Genomic DNA, 24275 nt, shown 5'->3' with positions numbered 1-24275 from the left:
GGCCGGCTGCGGCCCTACAGGTTTTCGATCACGAAGTCGATGCTGCGCAGCAGCGCACTCACATCCTCCGGGTCGATGGCGACGAAGGTGGCGATGCGCAGCTGGTTGCGGCCCAGCTTGCGGTACGGCTCCACATCGACGATCCCGTTGGCCCGCAGGGTCTTCGCGACGGCCGCAGCATCGATCGACTCATCAAAGTCGATCGTCGCAATGACGTTCGAGCGGTCCTCGGGTCGGCTCACGAACGGGGTGGCGACGCCGGAGGCCTCCGCCCAGCGGTAGATCCGTCCGGCCGAATCGGCGGTCCGCGCGGCCGCGAAGTCCAGGCCGCCGCTGTTGTTGAGCCACTGCACCTGGGCGTCCAGGGTCACCAGCGTGGACAGCGAGGGGGTGTTGTAGGTCTGGTTCAGGCGCGAGTTGTCGATCGCCGTCTGCAGGTTCAGGAAATCCGGGATCCAGCGGTCGGAGGCATTGATCCGCGCCGCGCGTTCCAGCGCCGCCGGAGAGAACAGCCCCAGCCACAGTCCGCCGTCGGAGGCAAAGTTCTTCTGCGGCGCAAAGTAGTAGACATCGGACTCGGACACGTCCACGTCCAGGCCGCCCGCCGCGGACGTGGCGTCGATGAGGACGAGTGCGCCGTCGTCCGCTCCGCCGACCCGCTTCACCGGAGCGGACACGCCGGTGGAGGTCTCGTTCTGCGGCCAGGCGTAGACGTCCACCCCGGCCTCGGCCTGCGGCTCGGGCCGGGTGCCCGGCTCTGCCTTCAGGATCGAGGACGCAGCGAGGAACGGCGCCTTGTTGGTGGCGGCGGCGAACTTCGAGCCGAACTCGCCGAAGGACAGGTGCTGCGCCTTCTCCTGCACCAGGCCGAAGGAGGCAACGTCCCAGAAGGCGGTGGAACCGCCGACGCCGAGGACCACTTCATAGCCCTCGGGGGCGCGGAAGAAGGCGGACAGGCCTTCACGGATGCTGCCTACCAGGCCGCGCACCGGCGCCTGCCGGTGTGAGGTGCCCAGCAGCCGTGCGCCGGCGTCCGACAGGGCCTGTACCTGCTCGGGCCGGACCTTGGAGGGGCCGGCGCCGAACCGCCCGTCCCGGGGCAGGAGTTCGGCGGGAATGGTCAGTGCGGGGTTTTCGCCCATGGTCTCTACGCTCCAGCGGATTCGTCAGTGCATTTCGCCCTTTCATTCTGCCCCACGCGGCGGGCCCGGCCCATTTGTGAATCGGGTCGCAGCGGCGTCGGGAAGGACCGCCTCCGCCCGCGGCTTTTCCCGGGCAGGCGCGGGAAAAGCCGGGGGCGAACCGGCAGCCGGGTGATTGCCCGGGCTTTGTCGCGATGGGCTAACCTTGGGGCATACCAGGGACCTGTGGCGGCCGATGCTGCCCGCATCCCACTTCTTCCGCACGATTTCAAGGAGCGGCCGGCCATGACGGATCTCATCGACACGACAGAGATGTACCTGCGGACCATCCTGGAGCTGGAAGAGGAGAACATCGTCGCCCTGCGCGCCCGGATCGCCGAACGCCTGCGCCACTCCGGGCCCACCGTGTCGCAGACCATTGCCCGGATGGAGCGTGACGGGCTGGTGGTGGTCTCGGGCACCCGGCAGCTGGAACTCACCGAACTGGGCAGGGCCCGCGCCGTTGGCGTGATGCGCAAGCACCGGCTGGCCGAACGCCTGCTCTCGGACGTCATCGGGCTGGACTGGGCCTACGTCCACGACGAAGCCTGCCGGTGGGAGCACGTGATGAGCGAGCGCGTCGAACGCCGGCTTTACGACCTGCTGGGCCACCCGACGGCATCCCCCTACGGCAACCCCATCCCCGGACTGGAGGAGCTTGGCGGCATGCCCGCGCCCGGTGCGGCGGCCGATACCGTCTCGCTCGCCACGGCCGTGGCCGGCGCGGGGGAGGGCCAGAAGTACCAGCTCGTGCGGCTTGCCGAGCCCATCCAGGTCGATCCCGAGCTGCTGGGCCAGCTGGATGAGGCCGGCCTGCATCCCGGCGCCGAACTGACCGCCGAAACCGTCGGCGGGTACATCTCCGTCCGCGTCCCCGGCATCGAGGGTGCGCTGGAGCTGCCGCCGGAAGTGGCCTCCCACGTCTTCGTCGCGCAGCGCTGATTCCGCAGCGCCGATAACGGAATGGTAAATTTCGGCGCTGTTCCCCTATAGTGTTTGACGACGCTGAACCACCATCGTTATCCGGCCCAAATGCCTAACCCTGCCGTTGGGCCGGAGCACCATACCGTTCGCTAGGCGGGGGCGGAGGACCCAATTCTTTGGCAGCAGCCGCTGCCTCGGGGTGAAGCCTCCACAGCAAGCAGCATGGCAACAGCCGTGCTGCCGGCCGGAGGCCGAGTGCTTCTCCACTCGAATCCGACAGCTAACTTCGCAGGCTTGAGAGAGGGAACCACTTGTCGAAGCATGCTGCTTCGGGCAGGCGCCGCGCGTCTGCCCCGGCAACACCTGCGCGTCCGCGCTCCCAGAGCGGACGCCGGCGGGCCGAAACCAAGCATCACTCCGTGGGGGACACCGCCCAGAAGGTTGCCATTACGGCAGCAACCTCCGGGCTCATCCTGAGCGTCGCCATTCCTACCACAGCGGCGGCCGAGCCGGAACCGCAGGTCCAGGCCGCCGCGGTCCAGGAGACCGTCACGGCAGATCCCGCCGCGCAGGTCAACTTCGAGCGTGCAGGGCTGAGCAGCCGGTACGACCCCGAGGCCCGCCTGCAGGAGGTCACGGTGGCGGCTGCGGCCTCCTCCGTTACGCCCGCCGCCGCCAAGGGCACCCTGGCCAAGCCCCTCGCCTCGGAAATGGTGTCCACTTCCGGGTTCGGCTACCGCGTGTCCCCGATTACGGGCATGAGCGGAGAGCTCCACCGGGGCCAGGACTTTGCAGCGGCCTGCGGCACGGACGTCACCGCGGCGGCTGCCGGAACCGTCACCTTCGCCGGCTGGCACCCGTACGGCGGCGGCCAGCGCGTCGTCATCGACCACGGCAACGGCGTCGAGACCACCTACAACCACCTTTCCGCGATCCACGTGGCCGTAGGGGACACCATGGACCGCGGAGCGCTCCTCGGGGCCAGCGGATCCACCGGTGCCTCCACGGGCTGCCACCTGCATTTTGAGGTAATGGTAAACGGCGATGTCGTCGACCCCCTGGGCTGGTTGTAACCGCAGACATACCGTTCTGTGACCGGAACGTGACATTCCTGAAAGCTTCCTGTAGGGTCGTCACCGTGCCCGGCCCCCAACGGCCAGGCACCCTCGAGCAGATCGCCTAGCTCTGCCACTGTTCGAGGTCCGTTCGCACAATCGCATGGCAGGGGCGGGGGAACCAATTTTCGGGCACCGTTTGGTGCCCTTGGGGTTAAGTTGAGCGGCTTCGCGCCGCCCAGCCGGGTGACTCCCATCCGAACCCGACAGCTCACCTCGCAGGCGTAGGGAGAGGCACAGCTTTGTCATCACGCACCCATGGCCGCCGCCGCGCGGCCAGCACTTCCACGAGCCCGCTTGCATCCGTAGGCCGCCAGGCCGCCGTCGTAGCCGCCGCGTCCGGCCTCGTGCTGGCCGCCGGCATCCCGGCGCAGGCCGCTCCGAGCACCGAGCGCCAGGCGCTTGAGGCCCTGCCCCTGAACATCGTCACCGGCGGCGGCGCCCTGTCCGTTCCGGCCGACGCCCCGTTCCAGCTGGCCGGCCTTGAGCAGGTGGTTTCCGAATCCGGCGCCGCCGAGCGCGCCGCCGCCGAGCAGGCAGCAGCAGCCGAACTGGCCGCAGCCGAGCAGGCCGCCGCCGCCGAGCGCACCGCCGTCCAGCAGGCCGCAGCGCCGGCCCCGGCTGCTCCCGTCCAGGCCGCCCCGGCCCCGGCCGCAGACGTCGCCGTCCAGAGCGCTCCGGCCGCCAGCGCCGTCGCCGACATCCTGGTCGGTTCCGCGTACTCCCAGATCGGCGTCGCCCAGGACTGCACCGCCATGGTGGAGAAGGCCCTGCGCGCCGCCGGCAAGTCCGTGGGCGACCTCGCACCGGCCCAGTTCTACGCCTACGGCACCGTCGTCGGTTCGCCGATGCCCGGCGACCTCGTCATCACTCCCGGTCACGTTGCCATCTACGTCGGCAACGGCCAGGTCATCAGCGGCGGCTTCAACGGCTTCAACACCGCCCTGCACAACCTTTCCGACCTGCCGGGCGCCAGCTTCGTCCGCGTCAGCTAGACACCAGTTGTCGTAACCACCCGAGGAAGAATCAGCATGACTACGACACCTGAGCGCGCCCGCCACCGGGCCGCAGTCGAGCGCAACACCCTTTCCGCCCTGGCGGATGCAGTGTCCTCCAACGCCGGCACCGTCGGCCGCCAGGCCGCAGTCATCGCCGCGGCCTCCGGCCTGGTCCTGGCCTCCGGTGCAGCAGCCACGGCCTCCGGGGCTCCGGTCGAGGCGCAGCGCGAGGTCCACACCAGCAAGCTGGACATCGCCAACGCACCCCTGCTGGTGGCCGATGACGTGCCCGTCTCGTTCGAGCGTGCCGCGGTAGCCGGTGTGGTCGAAGCCGCTCCGGCGGTCGCGCCCGTCGCCGTCGAGGAGCAGGCAGCGGCCCCGGCTGCGGCTGCCCCGGCCGCCTCCGCTCCGGCAGCGGCCAACGTCTCCCTGCAGTCCCAGCAGGTCGCCCCGGCGCCTGCTCCGGCACCGGCACCTGCACCGGCCCCGGCCGGCGGCACCGCCGCCGTCATCGCCAGCGCCGCGCTCGCGCAGCTCGGCGTCATGCAGGACTGCACCGCGCTGGCCACCAACGCACTGGCTGCCGCGGGCATCAACTATCACGGCTGGCCGGCCGGTTACCTCTCCCTCGGCCGCACCGTGAGCGCGGCGGAGGCTGTCCCCGGCGACCTGATCTACTACGCCGACGGCGGCATGGGCCTGGCCCACATCGCGGTCTACATCGGCGGCGGCAAGGCCGTGCACGGCGGCTTCAACGGCAACACCACGGTGATTGCCGATGCGGAGCTTGGCTCCGGCGGCGTGTACATCCGCGTCGGCGGCTAGACCCCGCCACACAGAACCAAACACCAAAGGGACCCGCCCGCGGGTCCCTTTTGTGTTGTCTGCGCGTTCACCAGCCCCGCGGCGGCGGGCCGCCGCGGGCGGATAAATGGTCAAGACCGGAGGCGGGGCTTACCCTTGCATTGTCGATCCGTTGTACCGTTCCGCGTGGCGGCTGCTGGAGAACCGCCGCGAAGAATGCAGGCGAAGAGGACTGTGCATGCGCACTCTCGTTCTGAATGCAGGGTACGAGCCGTTGGCCGTGGTCACCTTCCGGCGCGCCCTGGTGCTGGTGCTGGCCGGCAAGGCCAGCGTGGTGGCCGAAAGCGGGGAACCGGTGGTGGGCCCCAACGAGGTGTTCGCCCGCCCCTCGGTGATCCTCCTGAACCGGTATGTGAGGGTGCCGTACCGGGAGGGCACGGTCGCCACCCGGCGCGGCGTGCTGCGCCGCGACGACCACCGGTGCGCCTACTGCGGCAAGGCGGCCGCGACCGTGGACCACGTCGTGCCCAAGTCCAGGGGCGGCGGAGACAGTTGGGAGAACCTCGTGGCATGCTGCCTGCGCTGCAACAACGCCAAGGGGGACAAGACGCTCAAACAGCTCGGCTGGGAGCTGCGGTTTCGCCCGCAGCCGCCGCGCGGTGCCCGCTGGCAGATCCGGGAACTGGAACGTCCCGCGCCGCAGTGGCACGCCTTCCTGGGCAGTGACACCGCCGCATGACCGGTACCACCCCGCCCGCGGACGGAACCCGGCAGTCACCGGCGGCCGTGCCCGTCTTGCCCGCCTATGATGCGCTCATTCTGAGCGGAGGCCGATCCTCGCGCCTCGGCGGAGAACCCAAGGCGCTGCTGAGGGCCGGCGGCCGGACGCTGCTGGCGCGGACGGTGGAGGCCGCGGCCGGGGCCGGGCAGGTGGCGGTGGTGGGCCCGGCCGAATACCTTCCGGCAGCCGGCCTTGCCCACGGGCAGTGCCTGTCGGTGCGGGAGGACCCGCCCTACAGCGGACCCGCCGCAGCCATCGGCGCCGGGCTCGATGCACTCGATCGCGCCGGTGCCCGCGCGCCGTGGCTGCTGGTGCTGGCCTGCGACATGCCCGGGATCGCCGCCGCCGTCGACGCCCTCCTGGAGGCGGCGGGCAGCCCCGACGACGTGCCGCCCGGGACGTCGCTGCTGGCCTGCGCGGAAGGCCGCGCCCAGCCGCTGGCGGGCCTGCACGACACCGCCGCGCTGCGCGCCGCCGTCCGCGGGCAGCGCGGGGCCGGAGGATTGGAGAACCTGTCCGTGTTCAAACTCCTTGCTAGGGTGCAGAGGAGGGAAGTACCCGTCCCGGCAGGCAGCACCTCCGATGTCGACACATGGGAGGACGCCCGGCGGGCCGGTGCCGTCGCCGGCCCCGGACCGTCGACCGCCGGGGCACCGGAACTGCACTAAAGGAGCACATATGGCAAGCCAGGAGGAGCAGCTTGAGGCCTGGAGCGCCAGGCTGCTGAGAGCACTCGAGCTGGAGGGCACGCCGGTGGACGTGGGCGCCGTGCTGAAGCTGGCCGCGGACGCCGCGCACTCGGTGGTCCGGCCGGCCGCCCCGCTGACCACCTTCATCGCGGGCTACGCCGCCGGAGTCGCCGTGGGAAGCGCGCAGGCCCCGGACGCCGTCGCCATGCGCGCCGCGATGCGGGCGGCAGGCTCGGAGTGCCGTGCCCTTGCCGGTGAGGAGGACCGCAATGACTGATCCCCTGGCACCCGCAGCCCCCCGGCCCTCCGCGCACGCGGACTGGCACGGAGCCCGCCGCACCGCCTATGCCGCCGCTCCCGGACTGCCCGTGGAGACGGTGCCGCTGGCCGAGGCGCTGGGCCGGATGCTCGCCGAAGACGCCCGCGCACTCCAGCCCGTGCCGCATTACGCGTCCGCCGCCATGGACGGCTGGGCCGTGGCGGGCACCGCCCCCTGGCGGCTCAAGGAACCCGAGCCCGAGCCCGAGCGCTGGCAGATCCACCGGGAATCCGGGCGCCGCCCGCTGCAGCCCGGCGAAGCGGTGGCCATCCTCACCGGCGGGGCGGTGCCGGAGGGCGCGGACAGCGTGCTGCGCAGCGAAAGCGGGCTCCTGGACGGCGCCGGAATCCTGAGCCTGTCTCCGGCCGCGCGGGCCGATGAGCCGCGGCCCGGCGAGCACATCCGGCCGGCGGGGGAGGAAGCCGCAGCCGGCGAGGTCGTCATTCCGGGCGGCACCACCCTCAACCCTGCCCACATCGCGCTGGCGGCGGTGTGCGGGCACGATACGCTGCCGGTGCTGCGGGCCCCGCGGGTGTCGCTGCTGCTTACCGGAGATGAGGTCATCGAAGCCGGCCTGCCCGACACCGGCCAGGTCCGGGACACGTTCGGACCCCAGCTGCCCCAGCTGATCGGCATGCTGGGCGGGCACGTCGACGTCGTACGCCGGCTCCCTGACCGCTTCGAGGACGTGGTCGCGGCGCTGACCACCGAAGCGACGGATGAGAGCGCCATCGCGATGAGCTTCGGCGACGTCCTGGTCACCACCGGCGGCACCGGGCGGTCCGATGCCGACCATCTCCGCCTCGCCCTGGAGGAGGTGAACGCCGAGCTGCTCATCGACGGGATCGCCATGCGCCCGGGACACCCGACCATGCTGGCCAGGCTGGAGGACGGCCGCCTGGTGGTGGCGCTGCCGGGCAATCCGCTGGCCGCGATGATGGCCGTGTTCACCGTGCTGCAGCCCCTGCTCGAAGGGCTCAGCGGCGCCCGGCCGGCCCGCCCGCACCACGTGCTGGCGGCATCGGCCGTCGAGCCGCTGCCCGGCCGGACCAGGCTGGTGCCCTGCACCATCCGCGACGGCAGGGCCCACACCTCGCCCTACTTCCGCTCCGGCATGCTGCGCGGCCTGGCCGAGGCCGACGCCGTCATGGTCATCCCCGCGGAGGGATGCCAGCCGGACGAGCCGCTGCTGGCGCTTCCGCTGCCGTGGAAGGTGCGCGAGGCGCCGACGCCCGGCAGCGGCCGCTGAGCCGGCGATCCACCACCCAGTCAGGAGGAACCATGCCCCGTCTCACCCAGCGCCGGAAGGTGACCCGCTTCCGGCTCGACGGCGGCGCCGGCAGGCGCGAGGACGTGCTGGCCGGAGAGGAGCCGTTGGAGGTCCGCGTCGGCGGCCGGTCATTCAGCGTCACCATGCGCACCCCCGGCGACGACTTTGACCTGGTCGCCGGGTTCCTGGTCTCCGAGGGCGTGGTCAGCGCCCCGGGCGAGATCGTCAGCCTGCGCTACTGCGCGGGCACCGATGACCAGGGCCGGCAGACCTTCAACGTCGTGGACGTGCAGCTGCGCCCCGACGTCGCGCCCCCGGACACGTCCCTGGAACGCCACGTCTACACCTCCAGCTCCTGCGGGATCTGCGGCACGGCGTCCATCGACGCCGTCCGCAAGCAGGCCCGGTTCAATCTGGCCGAGGACGACGAAGCCTTCCCGCTGCCCCTGCTGGCTTCCCTGCCGGACCGGCTGCGCCGGGAGCAGAAGCTGTTCGACCGTACCGGGGGCGTGCACGCCGCGGGGCTGTTCAACCATGAAGGGGAGCTGCTGTGCCTGCGCGAGGACGTCGGGCGCCACAACGCCGTCGACAAGGTGGTGGGCTGGGCGCTGCGCGCGGGCATGCTCCCGCTGCGCGGCATGGTGCTGCAGGTCTCCGGCAGGGCGTCCTTCGAACTGGTCCAGAAGGCGCAGATGGCCGGGATTCCGGTGCTGGCGGCGGTGAGCGCGCCGTCCTCGCTGTCGGCCGAACTGGCGCACGAGGCGGGCATGACGCTGATCGGTTTCAGCCGCGGCACCTCGCTGAACTGCTACACCGGAGAACAGCGCGTCCTCGCCTGAGCCCGGTGGCGCAGGTTCAGGCCCGGGCCGGCAGCTGGACCGTGAACGTCGTTCCCCGGCCGACCTCTGAGGCCACCTGCAGCTCGCCCCCGTGCTGGTGCACGATGTCCTGCACGATCGCCAGGCCCAGGCCGGTGCCCGGGATGGCTGCGGAGGTGGCGTTGGACGCCCGGAAAAACCGCTGAAAGAGCTTGGGCAGGTCCTCGGCCGGAATTCCGATGCCGGTGTCCGTGATGCTGATCCGGACCATCGGCCCGGACAGCTCCGAGGGCGCCGTCCCAGCACTGACCCGGACCGTGCCTCCGGCGGGGGTGAACTTCACCGCGTTGGACAGCAGGTTCGTGAAGACCTGTTCGAGCTGGTCGCAGTCGCCGTCCACAAGCAGCGGGTGGACGGCGCAGTCCACGTGCACGGCGACGCCGCCGGCGTCGGCGGTCGGGGCCAGCGAATCGCCCACTTCCGACAACAGCCGGGCCAGGTCGATCTCCTCGACCTCCAGTGCGGACTCCCGGGCGTCGCTGCGGGAAAGCGTCAGCAGGTCGGAGATCAGCTGGTTCAGCCGGTTGGCGTTCCGGCCCACGATGGCCAGCATCTGCTGCACGTCGGCCGGCAGCTGCGTGCCCGACCCGTCCAGGATGAGGTCGAGGTAGCCGGTGATCGAGGTCAGCGGCGTGCGCAGCTCGTGGTTGACGGTGGCGACAAAGGTGGTCTTGGCCTGGTCCAGTTCGCGCAGCCGCGCCATCACCTTGCGCTGCGCGGTGATCAGGTGGCCCTGAACCAGGCCGTGCGCCAGGTTCCCGCAGACATGCTGCATCAGGGACAGTTCGGTGCTGGTGAAGGTCCGGGGCCCGGCCGAGGCCGCAAGCCAGAGCATGCCGAAGGATGCTTCGCCGTGGCCCAGCGGCAGGAAGACCGAGGCCCGCACCTCCGCCGCCAGCGCCGCCCCCTGCAGCGGTTCCGGCTCGTCGGCGGGCCGCAAATGGTCCTCCACGCTGGCGACCCGTCCTTCGGCCCAGAGCTGCCGGGCGAAATCCTCGACCGCCGGGCCGCTGAGCACGGGGGCCGCGCCGGCGGCGTGCTCCCGGCTGAAGGCCAGGCTCAGCTGGGGAACCCGTTCATCCGGGAACGTCAGCAGCACCGCGTGATCGGCCTCGAACGCATTCACCAGGCCCTGCACCACGACCTCTGCCATGGCTTCGGGATCGTTGGTGGCGCGCACGGCCGCCGAGATGCGCCGGGCGCGTTCACGCAGCGTCCCGGCGGAGGCGCGGCGGCGGCGGGCGAACAGGGTCTCGGCCTGGATCAGTGCCGCCCGGTAGCCCAGGTCCTGGCCGACCCTGTCGGCCAGGACGAAATCGGTGATGCCGCGCCGGACCATGTCTTCCACCGGGGGCAGGGCGCCGGTGGTCACCAGCAGCAGCGGCAGCGGCGAATCGCTCCCGGCTGAACGCAGCCGCGCAGCCTGCGCCGGCGCCAGCGAGGCAACGGTCTCTTCGCAGACGACGGCAAGCGCGGCCGCCTCCTGGGTGCAGGGCGCCTCGCCGCGGCCCGGGAACGGCACGGGCCGCAGTCCGCCGGCGGCCAGGGCGGCGGTGACTTCAGCGCGCAGAAGGGGGTCCATGACGGCAACCAGTGCGGGCAGTCCCGCGGCCTCCCCGCCGGGGGTCCTGCCATCGATCCTGAGAGCCGTTGACATGGCGGCCTTTCTCCAGTGATGCGCCACACACGATGGCCGGCGATAGGAAGTGTACCAGCGGGTTCCCCCGCCGAGGCGCGGAGCACGCGCGTGCCGGGCATAAGCTGAAACAGAGTACTTATTGCCCGAGGAGGCACACCCATATGAGCATGGAAGGCGCGGCCTGGAACTCGCTCTACCGCATCTCCCGGGCCGGCGACGGCGACCGCAGGATCTCCCGAGCCACCCTGCGCCGGATCATTGACTTCGCCGGCCCCTACCGGCGGCGGCTGGCGGGATTCGTCCTGCTCTCCGTGCTGGGCGCGGTCCTGGCGGTTGCGACGCCGGTGCTGGCCGGCGACGTCGTCAACGCCATCGTCGCCGAGAGCCCGGCCGCGACGGTGGTCCGGCTGGCCCTGCTGATCGCCGCGGTGGCAGTGGCCGACGCCGGCGTCACGCTGGCCACCCGGTGGTTCTCCTCGCGGATCGGCGAAGGCGTGATCCTGGATCTGCGGACCCGGGTGTATGACCACGTGCAGCGGATGCCGGTCGCCTTCTTCACCCGCACGCGGACCGGTGCCCTGGTCAGCCGGCTCAACAATGACGTCATCGGCGCGCAGCAGGCCTTCAGCGGCACGCTCTCCGGCGTCGTCGGAAACCTGGTGTCCCTGGTCCTGACCCTGATCGTCATGCTCGGCACCTCCTGGCAGGTCACCCTGCTGGCCATGGCCCTGCTCCCGGTGTTCCTGCTGCCCGCCCGCCGCATGGGCGGGCGGCTCGCCGCGCTGCGCCGGGAAGCGGCGAACCACAACGCCTCCATGGGCACGCAGATGACCGAACGGTTCTCCGCTCCCGGCGCCACCCTGGTGAAGCTGTTCGGCCGCCCGGAGCAGGAATCCGCCGAGTTCACAGTCCGTGCCGCACGGGTGCGCGACATCGGCGTGAAGACCGCCATGATGCAGACCGTGTTCGTCACGGCGCTGACCCTGGTCTCCGCCCTGGCCCTCGCGCTGGTCTACGGGCTGGGCGGCTGGTTCGCCCTGACCGGGCGGCTGAACACGGGCGACGTCGTGACCCTGGCGCTGCTGCTGACCCGCCTCTACGCACCGCTCACCGCCCTGGCCAACGCCCGGGTGGAAGTGATGAGCGCCGTCGTGAGCTTCGAGCGGGTCTTCGAAATCCTGGACCTTAAGCCGCTGATCCAGGAGAAGCCGGAACCGGCGCCGCTGCCCGAGGGGCCGCTGAGCGTGGAGTTCGACGACGTGCGGTTCGCCTACCCGACCGCGGACAAGGTGTCGCTGGCCTCGCTGGAGGACGTTGCGGTGCTCGACTCCCGCGGAGGCGAAGAGGTGCTGCACGGGATCTCCTTCCGGGTGGAACCGGGCCAGACCGTGGCCCTGGTGGGCTCCTCCGGCGCGGGCAAATCCACCATCGCCGGGCTGCTGGCCCGGCTCTACGACGTCGACGCCGGTGCCGTCCGCTACGGCGGCACGGACGTGCGGGACCTGTCCTTCGCGGACATCCGCCGGGCCCTGGGCATGGTCACCCAGGACGGGCACCTGTTCCACGAGAGCATCGGCGCCAACCTGCGCCTGGCCCGGCCGGAGGCAACCGATGAGGAGCTGTGGGACGCGCTGCGCCGGGCCCGGCTCGAAGACCTGGTCCGTTCGCTGCCGGACGGCCTGGACACGATGGTGGGGGAGCGGGGCTACCGTCTTTCCGGCGGGGAACGGCAGCGCATGACGATTGCCCGGCTGCTGCTGGCCCGCCCGCGCATCGTGCTGCTCGACGAGGCGACGGCGTCCCTGGATTCCACGTCGGAGGCGGCGGTCCAGGCCGCGCTCACCGAAGCACTGGCCGGGCGGACGGCGGTCGTCATCGCGCACCGGCTGTCCACCATCCGCTCGGCGGACCGCATCCTGGTCATTGAGGGCGGGCGCATCGCCGAGCAGGGCACCCACGCGGATCTGCTGGCCCGAGGCGGCCGGTACGCAGAGCTCTACCGGACCCAGTTCAGCGAGGGTGGAGACAGCCCGGCCCAGGAAAGGGAGCCCGCCCAGGAAACGGCGCCCACCCAGCTGCCATCGGCGTAGGCAACGCTGCCGTGGGGCAGGTCCGGGCCGGTGTCAGGGGCGGGCCGGGCCCGCCTTGGCCGGGTCGGCGACGATGACCCGGGTGCCGCCGGTTTCGAAGGCGGCCTTTTGCTGGACGGTGATGCCGTTGTCGGTGATCAGGTTACGGAACTCGAAATCGCTGAGGGTAGCGAAGCTGCGGCTGCCGATCTTGGAGGAGTCGGCCACGATGTACGTTTCCGAGGCCCGGCGGGACATCAGCGAGTTGACCGCCGCCTCGCCCTCGTCACTGATGGTCGGCCCCACCTCGGGGTCCAACCCGTTGACGCCGACGAAAGCGAAATCCAGGGCAACCCGCTCCAGAATGGTGTCGGTATAGGGGCCGACCAGTTCGTAGGAGCGGGGATTCACCACGCCGCCGGTAACCATGATGCGGATGTTGGGCCGCACCACCAGCTGAACCGCAATGTTAATGGCGTTCGTCACTACGGTGAGCGTGGGCTTGTTGGACGGTTCCATCAGGTCCCGCCGCATACCCAAGGCCTTGGCTATGGCAGTGCTGGTGGTTCCCCCGCAGAGGCCGATCACGGCGCCGCGCGGTACAAGTGCGCTCGCGGCCTGGGCAATTGCCTCCTTCTGTGTCGCGAATACGTCACGGGTGTACCGCGAGGGAAGGCCGTAGGCCACGGCTTCCATCGTGGCTCCGCCGCGTGTGCGGGTCAGCAGGCGCTGGGCGGCCAGGGCATCCAGGTCCCTCCGGGCGGTGGCGGCGGACACTTCCAGCCCGGACACGATGTCCTCAATCTGCACTTTGCCCTGAGCCGCGAGCAGGTCAAGTATCGCGTTCAGCCGCTCTGTCTTGTCCATTGGATCCTAATCTTGGCCACCGGGGCTCCTCCCGCCGAGCGAGAGGAGGGCCAACAGCCTGCCTGCCTCCGGCGCGAGGGCCTGTCGGCCGGCATGGAGATATTTCCGTGAATCCACCAGCTCGGGAGTATTTTCCAGAACAGTCCGGACGGCACGGGTAAAAAACCCGTTCAAATGAGTTGAAACATTGATCTTAGTCATGCCCGCCCGTACTGCGGCCGCGAGCATCTCGTCCCCCACGCCGGAAGAACCGTGCAGGACCAGAGGCACGTGCAGCGCATGGCGGAGGTCGCTGATGAGCATCAGGTCCAGCTCCGCGCTGCGCCGGGTCATTGCATGTGAGGAACCGACGGCGACAGCCAAGGCGTCGACCCCGGTGGCCAGAACAAAGTCCGCAGCTTCGAAGGGGTCGGTACGGGCCCCCGGCGCGTGTGCGCCGTCCTTGCCTCCGACTCTGCCAAGCTCAGCCTCGACGAAGGCGCCGTAGGGCTCCGCGTGCTTCACCACCGATGTCGTCGCCGCCACGTTGTCGCTGTAGGGCAGGCCCGACCCGTCGTACATGACCGACCCGAAGCCCAGGTCCAAAGCCTCCCTGATGAGGGCCTGGTCCTCCGCATGGTCCAGATGCAGAGCCACCGGAACCGAGGCGGCGGCGGAGACGGACCGGCACGCCAGCGCCAACGGCTCCAACCCGCCGTGATAGGCGGCGCAGTTCTGGGAGATCTGCAGGATAACCGGCAGGCCGACCTCCTCGGCGCCGAGGACAATGGCCTCCGCCGTTTCCAGATGCAGGACGTTGAAGGCGCCGATGCCGGTGCCGGCGGAAACGGCGGCGTCGACCAGGCTACGGGTGGGTATGAGGCTCATTCGTTCTGCTCCCGGTGCGGCGGATGGCGACGGACTCTTCTGACACGGATTTCGTCGCTGAATTCGCCGTGCCTTGTGGAGATTTCTCCGGCAACGGGCATCAGGACAGCCGCGGCCGACCACGCCGTGGCTGTCCGAATGAGGCGACACGGGTCATGTTGCCCGGCCGCCAGCAGGACGGCGAGCGCCGCAACTGCCGCATCACCGGCACCTGTGGGGTTGCCTCGCAGCACGCGGCCGAGCGAGGCAGCCAGGCAGGTCTCAGGCTCGGCCGCGCTGAACAGCCGCATGCCCTCGGATCCGGACGTGACAAAAACATGCTTGGCACCGGCCCTGATCAGGACATCGGCGCCGGCTCCGACGTCGGAGCAGCCGGTGGTCTCCAGAAGCTCCTCCCGGTTCGGCTTCACCGCGAATACTCCAGCCGCCGCTGCTGCCAGCAGCGCCGGACCTGAGGCATCCACGATGCAGGGCACACCGGCAGCAGCGCTGTACCGTGCGAGCCGGGCGTAGAAGTCGGAGGGTGTTCCCGGCGGCAGGCTGCCGGAGCCGACCACGCAGCCGGCGTGCGGAAGCTCCCGTTCGACGAGCGCGAAGAGATGTTCCCGGTCGGGGTCATCCAGGGGCACGCCACTCTCGTTAATGATGGTGGTCAGGCCCCTGGCCCTGTCCACAAAGGCCATGGAACGGCGGGTGGGGGAGGAGACCTCGGACAACCTGTGCGGAACCCCCGCGGCGGCCAGCTCGTCGCGGCAGGCAGCGCCGGTCGGCCCTCCGAGCGGTGCGAGCGCCAGCGCGGGAAAGCCGAGCTGATGAGCCACCCGGGCGACGTTGAGCCCCTTGCCGCCGGCGCGGGACAAGGGCGGGGGCACCCGATGGCTGTTGCCGGGAACCAGCGCGGCGAGGTCGTAGGTCTCGTCGAGCGCGGGGTTGGGGGTGAGGGTCAGGATCAGGTTCCGTGCTGCGTTCATGATGCGCCGCCCAGCAGGTCCCTGGCCCGCATCGCCGCCCCCACCAGCCCTGCGTCCTGGCCCAGCGCGGAGCGCAGCAGCCGGGGCCGGCGATGGAAGGAAAGCCTGGCGTCGGTCAGCCTGGCCAATGGGTCCAGCAGTGCGGGACCTGCCTGGGAAAGCCCGCCGCCGAAGATGACCGCCTCACTGCCCAGGACGGCCGCGGTCTGGCAGATGACGGTCGCAAGGGCTTCGACCGCATCGTTCCAGATGTCGCGGGCAGCGGCGTTTCCTTTCCGCGCGGCGGCCAGCACCTCCCGGGCCTCCCGCACCGGCGAGCCTGTCCGGTCAGCGAATCTGCGCGCGATGGCACCTGCCGAGGCAACGGTCTCGAGGCAGCCGGAGGCTCCGCAAGGGCAGGGAAGCCCGCCGCCGGCGGGCATGTGACCGAACTCGCCGGCGAACCCGCCGCCGCGCACGCGACGTCCGTCGGCAAACACGGCGCCGGCAATCCCGGTCCCGACGATGAGGACCACCACGTCACACAGTCCGCGGCCGGCGCCCACGCGCATCTCCGCCTCGCCGGCAAGCCCAACGTCGTGTCCGAAGGCGACCGGCAGTCCGGTGGCCTCGTGCAGGCGGGAGGCGAAGGGGTAGTTGCGCCAGCCCAGGTTCGCTGCGAGGATGCCGGTTCCGGCGTCCTCATCAACGAGTCCGGGCACGACGAATCCGACGGAGCGGATTGGGCGGCCCTCAGCCCGGACAGCGTACTCCTGTGCGAGCTCGGCGACCCGTTCAACGATGATGTCCCCCGGCCGGCGCGCATCCTGCGGAGTAGGCACGCGCATCAGTCCACGGAAACGGCCGGCATTATCCTGCAGGGCGGCCTTGATATCCGTTCCGCCCACATCGAAGGCCAGGACCAGACCCTCGTCCTGCGGCGGTGAGACGGACACGATGGCCTCCTAACCGGAGAGGATCACGGAACGGGTCAGGTTCCGCGGCCGGTCGGGGTTCATCCCGCGCGCGAGTGCGCGGGCCAGAGCGAGGCGGTGCACTCGGACGAGCTCGGCGAGCGGATGGTGGGAGGCTGCCTCGAAGTGGGCACCGGCGCCGCGAACCTGGTCTCCGAGGCCCTCGGGTGCGGGCGCCAGCAGCCAGGTGACGCGGCCGGGAGCCGCGATGGCGATGGGGCCATGCCGGTACTCCATGGCTGGGTACGACTCCGTCCACTCCTGCCCGGCCTCGCGCATTTTGAGGGCCGCCTCATGGGCGAGCCCCACGGTCCACCCATGGCCCAGAAACGTGAACTGCTCCGCGGCCAGCAGCTCTGCGGGAATCTCTTCCGCGATCACGGTGCGCGCACCGTCCACCGCCGGGGACAGGTCCCAGCCCAGGGAAGTCAGCAGGTAGCAGAGAGCGGCTGTGGCGAAGCGGGTCTGGACCACAGAGGTCTCGTCCGCGAAAGGCAGCGCCACCACGGCCGTGGCCAGCTCGGCAGCAGGCGTATTCGCATCGCCCACGAGCAGGATGGTGGGAATGGCCGCCGACCGCAGCACCCGGAGGAGTTCGAGGACCTCGCTGGTGGTTCCGGACCGGCTGATGGCGATCACTCCGTCGTACCCGCGGGTGGGCACGACGGCCGCTTCGGAAGCCGGAAAGGCATCCGTTTCGCCCAGCCCCGAGGACTCCCGGGCCGCAGCGAAGGCCTGGGCCATGAACCAGGAGGTGCCGCATCCCACTGCAGCCACACGTGCGGTGGGCTTGGGGAGGAGGTGCTCCGCCTCCGCCCGGGCAATGGCCAGCTCCCAGATGTCCGGCTGTGACTCGAGTTCCTTGCGCATCCACTGCCCGGGCTGGGCGGCCCCGAGACCTGGAGCTGTGGTCGGAGTGTGCGGCATGCGGGGCTCCTTTCGGGCCGCGCCCCGCTGACCGGGGTGCGCGATAGCTCATGGTGAATCATGATCTTTCGATATGTCCAGAGAGCAGAAACGTGCAGGCAGGTAGTCGAATACGGATGCCATTCCGTGCGAAAAGACCGCTCTTTCCTCTTGACGGGTGCACAACCGAGGGCGAGCATGTGGGCATTCGACTGCTTGTCGATGAGCGTGAGCAGCGCGAAGACATCACTTTCAATCACTCAAACTCCAGCACGGAAGAGTTCTCCCGGACGAATGCGCGTCAAGCGGCCATCTGCCGGTGTCAGCGACCACCTCCGAACCGACCCGAAAGAGGATTCCATGAAGCGAATCGTGCCCTCCGGTCTGATTGCCGTCGCCACTGTCGGCGCACTGGCCCTCTCCTCCTGCGGATTCGGCGCAGAGGGAGGCGACGACGACGGATCGACTACTACTCTCGACCTGCTCGTGCCCACCTATTCCGACGGAACCAAAGCCCTGTGGGAGGGCGTGATCGAAGACTTCGAGGCCGAAAACGAGGGAATCGATGTCGTCCTGCAGGTCGAATCCTGGGAGAACCTCGAGTCGGTCCTGCAGACGAAGATCCAGGCGGGTGAGGCGCCGGACATCTACAACGGCGGACCTTTCTCGGGATTCGCCGACGAGGGCCTGCTGTATCCGGCCGAGGAAGTCGCCGGCGAGGACACGCTCGCCGACTTCCAGGAGTCCTTCGCGGAGAACGAGACCTTCGAAGGGACCCAGTACGGCCTGCCCCTCATCGCCTCGGTCCGTGCGCTGTTTTACAACCAGGACCTCTTTGACCAGGCCGGAATCGAGGCGCCGCCGACCACCTGGGACGAGCTCTACGACGCCGCGACGAAAATCTCCGATACCGGGACGCCCGGCTATGGCATGCCGCTCGGCTCCGAGGAAGCCCAGGGCGAGAGCCTCATCTGGTTCGCCGGCAACGGCGGCGGCTTCGGTGACGAAAGTTCCATCACCGTCAACAGCCCGGAAAACGTCGAGGCCGCCGCCTTCATGAAGAAGATGATTGCCGATGGAGTGACACAGCCGGATCCCGGCGCGACCCAGCGCACACCGATGATCAACGTCTTTGTCCAGGGGCAGATCGGCATGGTGTATGGGCTCCCGCAAACTGTAGGTCAAATCGAGGAGTCGAACCCCGACCTGAACTACGGGGTGGCGAGCGTGCCAACCAACACCGGTGAACCCGCAACCCTGGGCGTGGCGGATCGGTTGATGGCTTTCCGCAGTGACGAGGACAAAACCGAAGCCATCGCCGCGTTCATGGATTTCTTCTTCGCACAGGACCAGTACCTGAACTGGGTGCAGACGGAGGGTTTCCTGCCGACCACCAAGAGCGGATCCGAAGCAATGGGCTCCGACGAAACTCTGAAGCCGTTCCTGGACATGTTGCCCAGCGCCAGCTTCTACCCCACCACCAATCCGGGCTGGAACGCCACCGACGGAGCCTTCAAGTCGCTGATGGGTCAGCTTGAGGACCAGGAGCCGGCCGCAGTCCTGGAGCAGATCCAGGCCAAAGCCGACGAATCCTGATCTGCAGCCCGCCGCGGGGCCGGTATCGCTCTCGGAACCGGCCCCGTACCGAGAAAGGGACCGACCATGCGCACACTGCCCCGGCCGCGCACGACGATCGGACGCCGTTCACGCCGCAGCGAGGGGCTGGCACCCGCCCTGCTGTGGATCGGACCCGTGCTGGTGCTGATTTTTGGAGTGGTGATCTTCCCAGCCGGGTATATGGTCTACAACTCCACCCGCCGGATCAGCCAGGCGGGCACCGACGTCGAGGGCGTGGGATTCGAGAACTTCGCCACGGTGTTCTCCGATCCCAACCTGCCACGGATCATGGTCAACACAGTGGTGTGGGTGGTGGCTGTCGTGACCCTGACCGTGCTGATTTCCCTGGCGCTGGCCAACTTCCTTAACAAGCCCTTTCCGGGCCGCACGCTGGTCCGGATGGCCGTCGTGGTGCCGTGGGCCGCCAGCGTGGTGATGACCACCACAGTGTTCTACTACGGGCTGGACCGGGACTACGGCATCATCAACAAGCTCCTGGTCGACGTCGGGCTGATGGATTCGAGCTACGGCTTCACCAAGAACGTCACCTCCGCTCTGGCGGCGGCAGTCATCGTGGGTGTCTTCGTGTCGCTGCCCTTCACCACCTACACGCTGCTTGCAGGGCTCCAGGCGATCGGTGACGACGCACTCGAGGCCGCAAAAATGGACGGCGCCGGCCCCGCACGGACGTTTTTCAGCGTGGTGCTGCCACAGCTGCGAGGAGCCCTGGCGGTCGCGGTGCTGATCAACATCATCAACGTCTTCAACAACCTGCCGATCCTGCGCATCATGACCGGCTCTATTCCCGGCTACAGCGCCGACACCCTGATGACCTACATCTTCAAGGTGCTGCAGTTCGACAGGCGGCTGGATATCGCCAGCGCCCTCAGCGTGGTCAATTTCGCCGCGGTGCTGGTGATCGTCGCCGTCTACGTCAGGATCGTCAAGCCAATGAAGGAGGCATGAGATGGCTGCCACCGCTCCCGCCCCGGTCCAGGCCCGCCCGCCGCTGGAGCTGCACGGGCGCCCATCCCGGCACCGCGCAGGCGGGGCCGGCCGGGGCCGCATGGCAGCCCGGTCAGCCGTCGGCGCACTCATCGGACTGGTCTTCCTGTCGCCGTATCTGATCATGCTGGTGGGATCGCTCAAAACACGGGCCGAGATCCTCGGTGTTCCGCCTGCTTACCTCCCGCAGGAGGGGCTGCAGTTCGGAAACTACGCCACCATGTGGGACACCCCCGAGACGCCGCTGCCTTTCAACCTCGTCTCCACGATTGTCATCGCGGTGTGCGCCACCGTCCTGGTCCTGCTCGTTGCCACCCCGGCGGCGTACTACACGGCCCGCTTCCGTTTCCCGGGCCGCATGGCCTTCCTGTTCCTGGTCATTGTTACCCAGATGCTCCAGCCCGCCGTCTTGACTGCAGGGCTCTTTCGGCAGATGTTGTGGCTGGACCTGAACGACACCTGGCTCGCGATGATCCTGATCAACGCCGCCTTCAACCTTTCCTTCGCGCTCTGGATCATGCACAGCTTTTTCGCTGCGGTGCCCCGGGAGATCGACGAGGCGGCCCAGATCGACGGAGCCGGGAGACTCCGGGTGCTGTTCACCATTAACCTGCCGCTGGTGTGGCCGGGCGTCGTCACGGCTGTGATCTTCACGTTCGTGTCCGCCTGGAACGAGTTCGCCGCCAGCCTGGTCATCATGTCCACGTCGGAAAACCAGCCGCTTTCGGTGGCCCTGACCAAGTTCATTGGGCAGTACGCCACCAGCTGGCAGTACGTCTTCGGCGTTTCGATCGTGGCGATTGTCCCCGTGATCATCCTGTTTGCCGTTATCGAGAAACGCCTGATCGGCGGTCTGACTGCAGGCGCAGTGAAATAGGAACACAGGAACCCCGCCCGTGAAGCGGAAGGCACCGGGGACCCGTCAGCGGAGGGGGAGCGGGCTGCCCGGCGGACGTACGGTGGGCTTCGGAGCAGGCAGCGACCGGGCAGTAAAAGTGCCCCCGGCCGGAATCGAACCGACGACCTGCCCTTTAGGAGAGGGCCGCTCTATCCTACTGAGCTACGGAGGCGGGCCGGCGGGGCCGGCGCGGTAATCAGCTTACCCGTTTTCGATCCGGTCCGTGCCACCGGAGCCCCGCGTGCCGCTCACCGGGCCGGCCGGCTGTTCGCCTCCGGAGGGCGGCAGCGCGGCATCGTCGGCGCCGTCGCGCAGCGACTGCAGATGCCGGTCGTAGCTGTCGCGCATCCGCACCAGGAAGTCCAGGATCACGCCCAGCTCCTGCTCCGAGTAGCGGTCCATGACGCCCTCGGCGAGGGACCCGAGGGGGCCGAAGAAGGCTCCGGCGAGGTCGCGGGCCACCGGCTCGAAGTGCAGCGTGACCTTGCGCCGGTCGCTGTGCCCTTTAAGTCGATGGATATGCCCGATCCGCTCCAGCCGGTCGATCACCGCAGTGGTGGCGCCGGAGGAGGTGCCGAGAGCGGCGCTGAGCTGGCCGGCGGTGAGCGGGGCGCCCTTTGTTTCCGCCTCCATGATCATCACGAGGGCGCGCATGTCGGTGGCGTTGAGGCCGTTGCGGTGCGCGAAGACGTCCGCCACCCGCTGGCCGTCCAGGCTCAGGCCCCGGATGGCGGTGATGATGTTCCACCGCAGCCGCTGCTGGTCCTCCACCGCACTCCGTCCGTTGCTCATCGGCCTCCAATATACATAGCAATGCATCCACTCGGCGTTGAAGTATCTCTACTTTTGAGATACTTTCTAGCAGAGATATCTTCCCATATCAGGAGAAGCCCATGTTTGCAGGAATAGTCCGGTCCGCGAAGACCGCGGCGGCGACGCTGATCACGGGAGCCGTCGTCATCGGCGGCGCCTTCGCGATCCCGGCCCAGGACACCGGGGAGGTCGCGGTCGGCGGCCTCAGCGACAAGTACCAGTCCGCCGAGGTGGAGCAGCTCCTCGAGGACTTCCCCGATGCGCAGGACGCTACCGCCCTGATCGTGGTCTCGCGGGCCGACGGCGGCGAGCTGGCGCAGGAGGACCTCGCCACCGTCGGAGAGATCACGACGGCGGCCACCGACTTGGGCGTCGAAGCCCCGCCGGCGCAGGTGCCCCCGATCGTGTCCGAGAACAACCTTGTGGCGCTGGTTCCGGTGACCCTGCAGGCGACCACCGACAACGGCGACGCGGTCGAGGAAGAGGTCGCCGAGCTGCGCGAGACCATCTCCGAGGCCTCGGGCGAGGAACTGACCGCGGAACTGACCGGCGGGGCCGCGTTCTCCGCCGACCTCGCCGGCGTCTTCGCCGGGGCCAACTTCACGCTCCTGCTGTTCACCGCCATCATCGTGGCGGTGCTGCTGATCGTGACCTACCGCTCGCCCTGGCTGTGGCTGGTGCCGCTGGCCATCGTGGCGACCATCGAGCAGCTCGCGCTGCACGTGGTGGAGCTGCTGGAACCGGTTACCGGCATCGGAGTGGACCCCTCCGCCGTCGGCATCACCAGCGTGCTGGTCTTCGGCGCCGCCACCAACTACGCGCTGCTGCTGATCGCCCGCTACCGCGAGGAGCTGCGCCGCAACGAATCGGTCTACGAGGCGATGGGCATCGCGCTGACCCGGACCCGGGAGGCCATCATCGCCTCCGGCGGCACGGTCGTGCTGGCGCTGCTGACGCTGCTCTTCACCGACACGCTCAGCTACCGGGGCCTCGGCTTCTCCGCAGCCACAGGCGTGGTGCTGGCCATGGCCGGGGCGCTGTTCCTGCTGCCGGCGGCCATGGTCCTGTTCGGACGCAAGCTGTTCTGGCCGTTCGTGCCCAAGGTCGGCGACCCGTCCCGGGAGGGCAAGTTCTGGGGCCTGCTCGGCGAGGCCACCTACAAGCGGCCCAAGATCATTGCCGGTTCGGCGCTCGTCGTGCTGATTGCCATGGGCGTGGCCCTGTTCAACGTCCAGATCGGGCTCAGCGAGAACGAACAGTTCACCGAAAAGCCCCAGGCCGTCACCGCCGCGGAAACCCTCGCCGAGGGCTTCCCCGCCGGCTCCACCACACCGCTGACGGTCCTGGTGGACACCGGTTCGGTGGACGCCGCCGTCGGCGACCTGCAGTCCGTGGAAGGGGTTGACTCCGTCAGCCCGGGCTCGGAGAGCGACGGCCGGACCCAGCTGAGCGTCATCACCGGCTACGAAGCCGGCACCGACGAGGCCAACGCCCAGGTCGAGGAGATGCGCCAGGTCCTGGCGGACGGCTCCTACGGCGGACTCGTGGGCGGCGAAGCCGCGGAACGGGTGGATCAGCTGGCGGCCAACCAGCACGACATGACCCTGGTCGTCACCGCGGTCGTGATCCTGATCTTCCTGGTCCTGGTCGCCCTGCTGCGGGCGCTGGTGGCGCCGGTGCTGCTGGTGGTGACCGTGCTGCTGACCAACTTCTCCGCCGCCGGCCTGAGCTGGCTGCTGTTCAAGTACGTGCTGGACTTCCCGGCCATGGACACGCTGACGCTGCTCTACGCCTTCCTGTTCCTGTCGGCGCTGGGCGTGGACTACAACATCTTCCTGGTCACCCGGGCCAAGGAGAACGCCCGCACCATGGGAACCCCGAAGGGCATGCTCGCCGCGCTGCGCTCCACCGGCGGCGTGATCACCAGCGCCGGCATCCTGCTGGCCGCGGTGTTCGTGGTCCTGGGCGTGCTGCCGCTGGTCACGCTCACCCAGGTCGGCATCCTGGTGGCCATCGGCGTCCTGCTGGACACCCTGGTGGTGCGGACGGTGATCGTCCCGGCGCTAACGTTCCTGCTGGGCGACAAGTTCTGGTGGCCGTCCAACCCGACGGGAAAACACGGCCGCCACAGCAGCGAGCAGGCTGAGGCCGAGCAGGATCCAGCGGGCGAGCGTGAGACCGCCGGCCAGGGCGGCGTCGCCCGCGGTTAGCTCGGCGGCGCCCAGCGCCGCATCGATGGCGACGTTCTCCCACAGATCGACGACCACGAACAGCAGCGGAGCGGACCAGAGCACCCAGCGGAGCGTTCGGCGCCGGGTGCTCTGGCCGATCAGCAGCAGCCACGTGAAGCCGAAGATCAGCGGGAAGAGCAGGCCGGCCGTCTTGTGCAGGTAGCTCAGCTGCCCCAGGGCGTCGGCGTCCATCACGCCGCGCAGGTCCTGGAGGTAGGCCAGGTCATAGCCGCCGATGAGCGAATCGGGCATGGCCAGGCCGCCGGCGAGCTGGGTCATCTGGTTCAGCGTCAGCAGATGGTAGTACCAGAACAGGAACAGCGTGGTCACCACCCCCGCGATGATGATCAGGTTCGCGTTCGACTGCGCCTGCTGCGGACTGCGCTGGACGGTGGGATTGGCGGGCGGGACGGCCTTGCCGGGAACGGCCCGGTCTCCGTGCTTGGCTGCCCGCTGGGCCGGAGTCTTGGACATGGTTCC

At 69.3% G+C, this 24275-nt stretch carries 22 protein-coding genes, 1 tRNA gene, 1 pseudogene and 2 riboswitches; of the genes and pseudogenes, 14 read left to right on the top strand and 10 right to left on the bottom strand.

Going from position 1 to position 24275, the window contains the following annotated elements; all coding sequences use genetic code 11:
• Positions 1-14: 14 nt before the first annotated feature.
• A complete protein-coding gene (gene serC, locus AC5RV6_RS16605) occupies positions 15-1142 on the bottom strand; it encodes a phosphoserine transaminase (protein WP_494008468.1) in 1128 nt (375 codons plus the stop codon).
• 285 nt (positions 1143-1427) lie between these two features.
• Between serC and AC5RV6_RS16600 the strand changes: the two genes are divergently transcribed.
• The 9 genes from AC5RV6_RS16600 to fdhD all read left to right on the top strand — a co-directional run bounded on the left by AC5RV6_RS16600 (position 1428) and on the right by fdhD (position 8920).
• Positions 1428-2123: an iron-dependent transcriptional repressor DtxR gene (locus AC5RV6_RS16600; protein WP_494008467.1), complete on the top strand. Its 696-nt coding sequence runs from the start codon at positions 1428-1430 to the stop codon at positions 2121-2123.
• Positions 2124-2204: 81 nt separating this feature from the next.
• Positions 2205-2415, top strand: a riboswitch (cyclic di-AMP (ydaO/yuaA leader).
• A 109-nt stretch (positions 2416-2524) separates the two neighbouring features.
• Positions 2525-3178 carry a M23 family metallopeptidase gene (locus tag AC5RV6_RS16595; RefSeq protein ID WP_494008466.1) on the top strand — a complete coding sequence of 218 codons (654 nt, stop codon included), beginning with the start codon at positions 2525-2527 and terminating at the stop codon, positions 3176-3178.
• A 124-nt stretch (positions 3179-3302) separates the two neighbouring features.
• Positions 3303-3459: riboswitch (cyclic di-AMP (ydaO/yuaA leader) on the top strand.
• A gap of 3 nt (positions 3460-3462) precedes the next feature.
• Positions 3463-4215, top strand: a complete 753-nt coding sequence (locus AC5RV6_RS16590) for an NlpC/P60 family protein (protein WP_494008465.1) — start codon at positions 3463-3465, stop codon at positions 4213-4215.
• A 36-nt stretch (positions 4216-4251) separates the two neighbouring features.
• Positions 4252-5043 (top strand): NlpC/P60 family protein, encoded by a 792-nt coding sequence (locus tag AC5RV6_RS16585; RefSeq protein ID WP_494008464.1) that lies wholly within the window; start codon positions 4252-4254, stop codon positions 5041-5043.
• Positions 5044-5260: 217 nt separating this feature from the next.
• Positions 5261-5761 carry an HNH endonuclease gene (locus tag AC5RV6_RS16580; protein ID WP_494008463.1) on the top strand — a complete coding sequence of 167 codons (501 nt, stop codon included), beginning with the start codon at positions 5261-5263 and terminating at the stop codon, positions 5759-5761.
• Positions 5758-6471, top strand: coding sequence for a molybdenum cofactor guanylyltransferase (gene mobA, locus AC5RV6_RS16575; protein ID WP_494008462.1), 714 nt, complete (start codon positions 5758-5760; stop codon positions 6469-6471). Before AC5RV6_RS16580 ends, mobA begins: the two co-directional genes overlap by 4 nt.
• Positions 6472-6481: 10 nt before the next feature.
• On the top strand, positions 6482-6769 hold the full coding sequence (locus AC5RV6_RS16570; RefSeq protein ID WP_494008461.1) for a DUF6457 domain-containing protein: 288 nt from the start codon (positions 6482-6484) through the stop codon (positions 6767-6769).
• A complete protein-coding gene (locus AC5RV6_RS16565; RefSeq protein WP_494008460.1) occupies positions 6762-8060 on the top strand; it encodes a molybdopterin molybdotransferase MoeA in 1299 nt (432 codons plus the stop codon). The genes AC5RV6_RS16570 and AC5RV6_RS16565 overlap by 8 nt, the downstream gene beginning before the upstream one ends.
• A gap of 32 nt (positions 8061-8092) precedes the next feature.
• Positions 8093-8920, top strand: a complete 828-nt coding sequence (gene fdhD, locus AC5RV6_RS16560) for a formate dehydrogenase accessory sulfurtransferase FdhD (RefSeq protein WP_494008459.1) — start codon at positions 8093-8095, stop codon at positions 8918-8920.
• 16 nt (positions 8921-8936) lie between these two features.
• On the opposite strand, the gene AC5RV6_RS16555 is transcribed toward fdhD, so the two are convergent.
• Positions 8937-10616 carry a sensor histidine kinase gene (locus AC5RV6_RS16555; RefSeq protein WP_494008458.1) on the bottom strand — a complete coding sequence of 560 codons (1680 nt, stop codon included), beginning with the start codon at positions 10614-10616 and terminating at the stop codon, positions 8937-8939.
• Positions 10617-10759: 143 nt separating this feature from the next.
• On the opposite strand from AC5RV6_RS16555, the gene AC5RV6_RS16550 reads away from it, so the two are divergent.
• A complete protein-coding gene (locus AC5RV6_RS16550) occupies positions 10760-12688 on the top strand; it encodes an ABC transporter ATP-binding protein (protein WP_494008457.1) in 1929 nt (642 codons plus the stop codon).
• Positions 12689-12721: 33 nt separating this feature from the next.
• Here AC5RV6_RS16550 and AC5RV6_RS16545 read toward each other — a convergent pair whose 3' ends face one another.
• Genes AC5RV6_RS16545 through AC5RV6_RS16525 form a run of 5 tightly spaced genes read right to left on the bottom strand, consistent with a single transcriptional unit; the run spans position 12722 to position 17252 of the window.
• Positions 12722-13534: a DeoR/GlpR family DNA-binding transcription regulator gene (locus AC5RV6_RS16545; RefSeq protein ID WP_494008456.1), complete on the bottom strand. Its 813-nt coding sequence runs from the start codon at positions 13532-13534 to the stop codon at positions 12722-12724.
• 6 nt (positions 13535-13540) lie between these two features.
• On the bottom strand, positions 13541-14401 hold the full coding sequence (locus tag AC5RV6_RS16540) for a class II fructose-bisphosphate aldolase (protein ID WP_494008455.1): 861 nt from the start codon (positions 14399-14401) through the stop codon (positions 13541-13543).
• The gene (locus tag AC5RV6_RS16535) at positions 14398-15372 is read right to left on the bottom strand and encodes a 1-phosphofructokinase family hexose kinase (protein ID WP_494008454.1); all 975 of its coding nucleotides are present in this window, start codon (positions 15370-15372) and stop codon (positions 14398-14400) included. Before AC5RV6_RS16535 ends, AC5RV6_RS16540 begins: the two co-directional genes overlap by 4 nt.
• Positions 15369-16307 carry an ROK family protein gene (locus AC5RV6_RS16530; protein ID WP_494008453.1) on the bottom strand — a complete coding sequence of 313 codons (939 nt, stop codon included), beginning with the start codon at positions 16305-16307 and terminating at the stop codon, positions 15369-15371. The genes AC5RV6_RS16535 and AC5RV6_RS16530 overlap by 4 nt, the downstream gene beginning before the upstream one ends.
• Before the next feature lie 9 nt (positions 16308-16316).
• Positions 16317-17252, bottom strand: a complete 936-nt coding sequence (locus tag AC5RV6_RS16525) for an SIS domain-containing protein (protein WP_494008452.1) — start codon at positions 17250-17252, stop codon at positions 16317-16319.
• Between the two features lie 339 nt (positions 17253-17591).
• Between AC5RV6_RS16525 and AC5RV6_RS16520 the strand changes: the two genes are divergently transcribed.
• The 3 genes from AC5RV6_RS16520 to AC5RV6_RS16510 all read left to right on the top strand — a co-directional run bounded on the left by AC5RV6_RS16520 (position 17592) and on the right by AC5RV6_RS16510 (position 20730).
• Positions 17592-18827 (top strand): extracellular solute-binding protein, encoded by a 1236-nt coding sequence (locus AC5RV6_RS16520; protein ID WP_494008451.1) that lies wholly within the window; start codon positions 17592-17594, stop codon positions 18825-18827.
• 66 nt (positions 18828-18893) lie between these two features.
• Positions 18894-19814, top strand: a complete 921-nt coding sequence (locus AC5RV6_RS16515) for a carbohydrate ABC transporter permease (RefSeq protein WP_494008450.1) — start codon at positions 18894-18896, stop codon at positions 19812-19814.
• A gap of 1 nt (position 19815) precedes the next feature.
• The gene (locus AC5RV6_RS16510; protein ID WP_494008449.1) at positions 19816-20730 is read left to right on the top strand and encodes a carbohydrate ABC transporter permease; all 915 of its coding nucleotides are present in this window, start codon (positions 19816-19818) and stop codon (positions 20728-20730) included.
• A gap of 119 nt (positions 20731-20849) precedes the next feature.
• Here the strand turns inward: AC5RV6_RS16510 and AC5RV6_RS16505 are convergent.
• Together AC5RV6_RS16505 and AC5RV6_RS16500 are read right to left on the bottom strand one after the other, a co-directional pair.
• Positions 20850-20923, bottom strand: a tRNA-Arg gene (locus AC5RV6_RS16505).
• A 29-nt stretch (positions 20924-20952) separates the two neighbouring features.
• Positions 20953-21543, bottom strand: a complete 591-nt coding sequence (locus tag AC5RV6_RS16500) for a MarR family winged helix-turn-helix transcriptional regulator (protein ID WP_494008448.1) — start codon at positions 21541-21543, stop codon at positions 20953-20955.
• A gap of 101 nt (positions 21544-21644) precedes the next feature.
• On the opposite strand from AC5RV6_RS16500, the pseudogene AC5RV6_RS16495 reads away from it, so the two are divergent.
• Positions 21645-23606 (top strand): annotated as a pseudogene (locus AC5RV6_RS16495) (MMPL family transporter); the annotation flags it as partial.
• A 21-nt stretch (positions 23607-23627) separates the two neighbouring features.
• On the opposite strand, the gene AC5RV6_RS16490 reads toward AC5RV6_RS16495, so the two are convergent.
• On the bottom strand, positions 23628-24269 hold the full coding sequence (locus AC5RV6_RS16490) for a hypothetical protein (RefSeq protein WP_494008447.1): 642 nt from the start codon (positions 24267-24269) through the stop codon (positions 23628-23630).
• Positions 24270-24275: the final 6 nt, after the last annotated feature.

The organism is Arthrobacter saudimassiliensis (assembly GCF_059090665.1).
The sequence above is the reverse complement of the archived record's forward strand: the minus strand, read 5'-3'. Positions and strand labels throughout refer to the sequence as shown.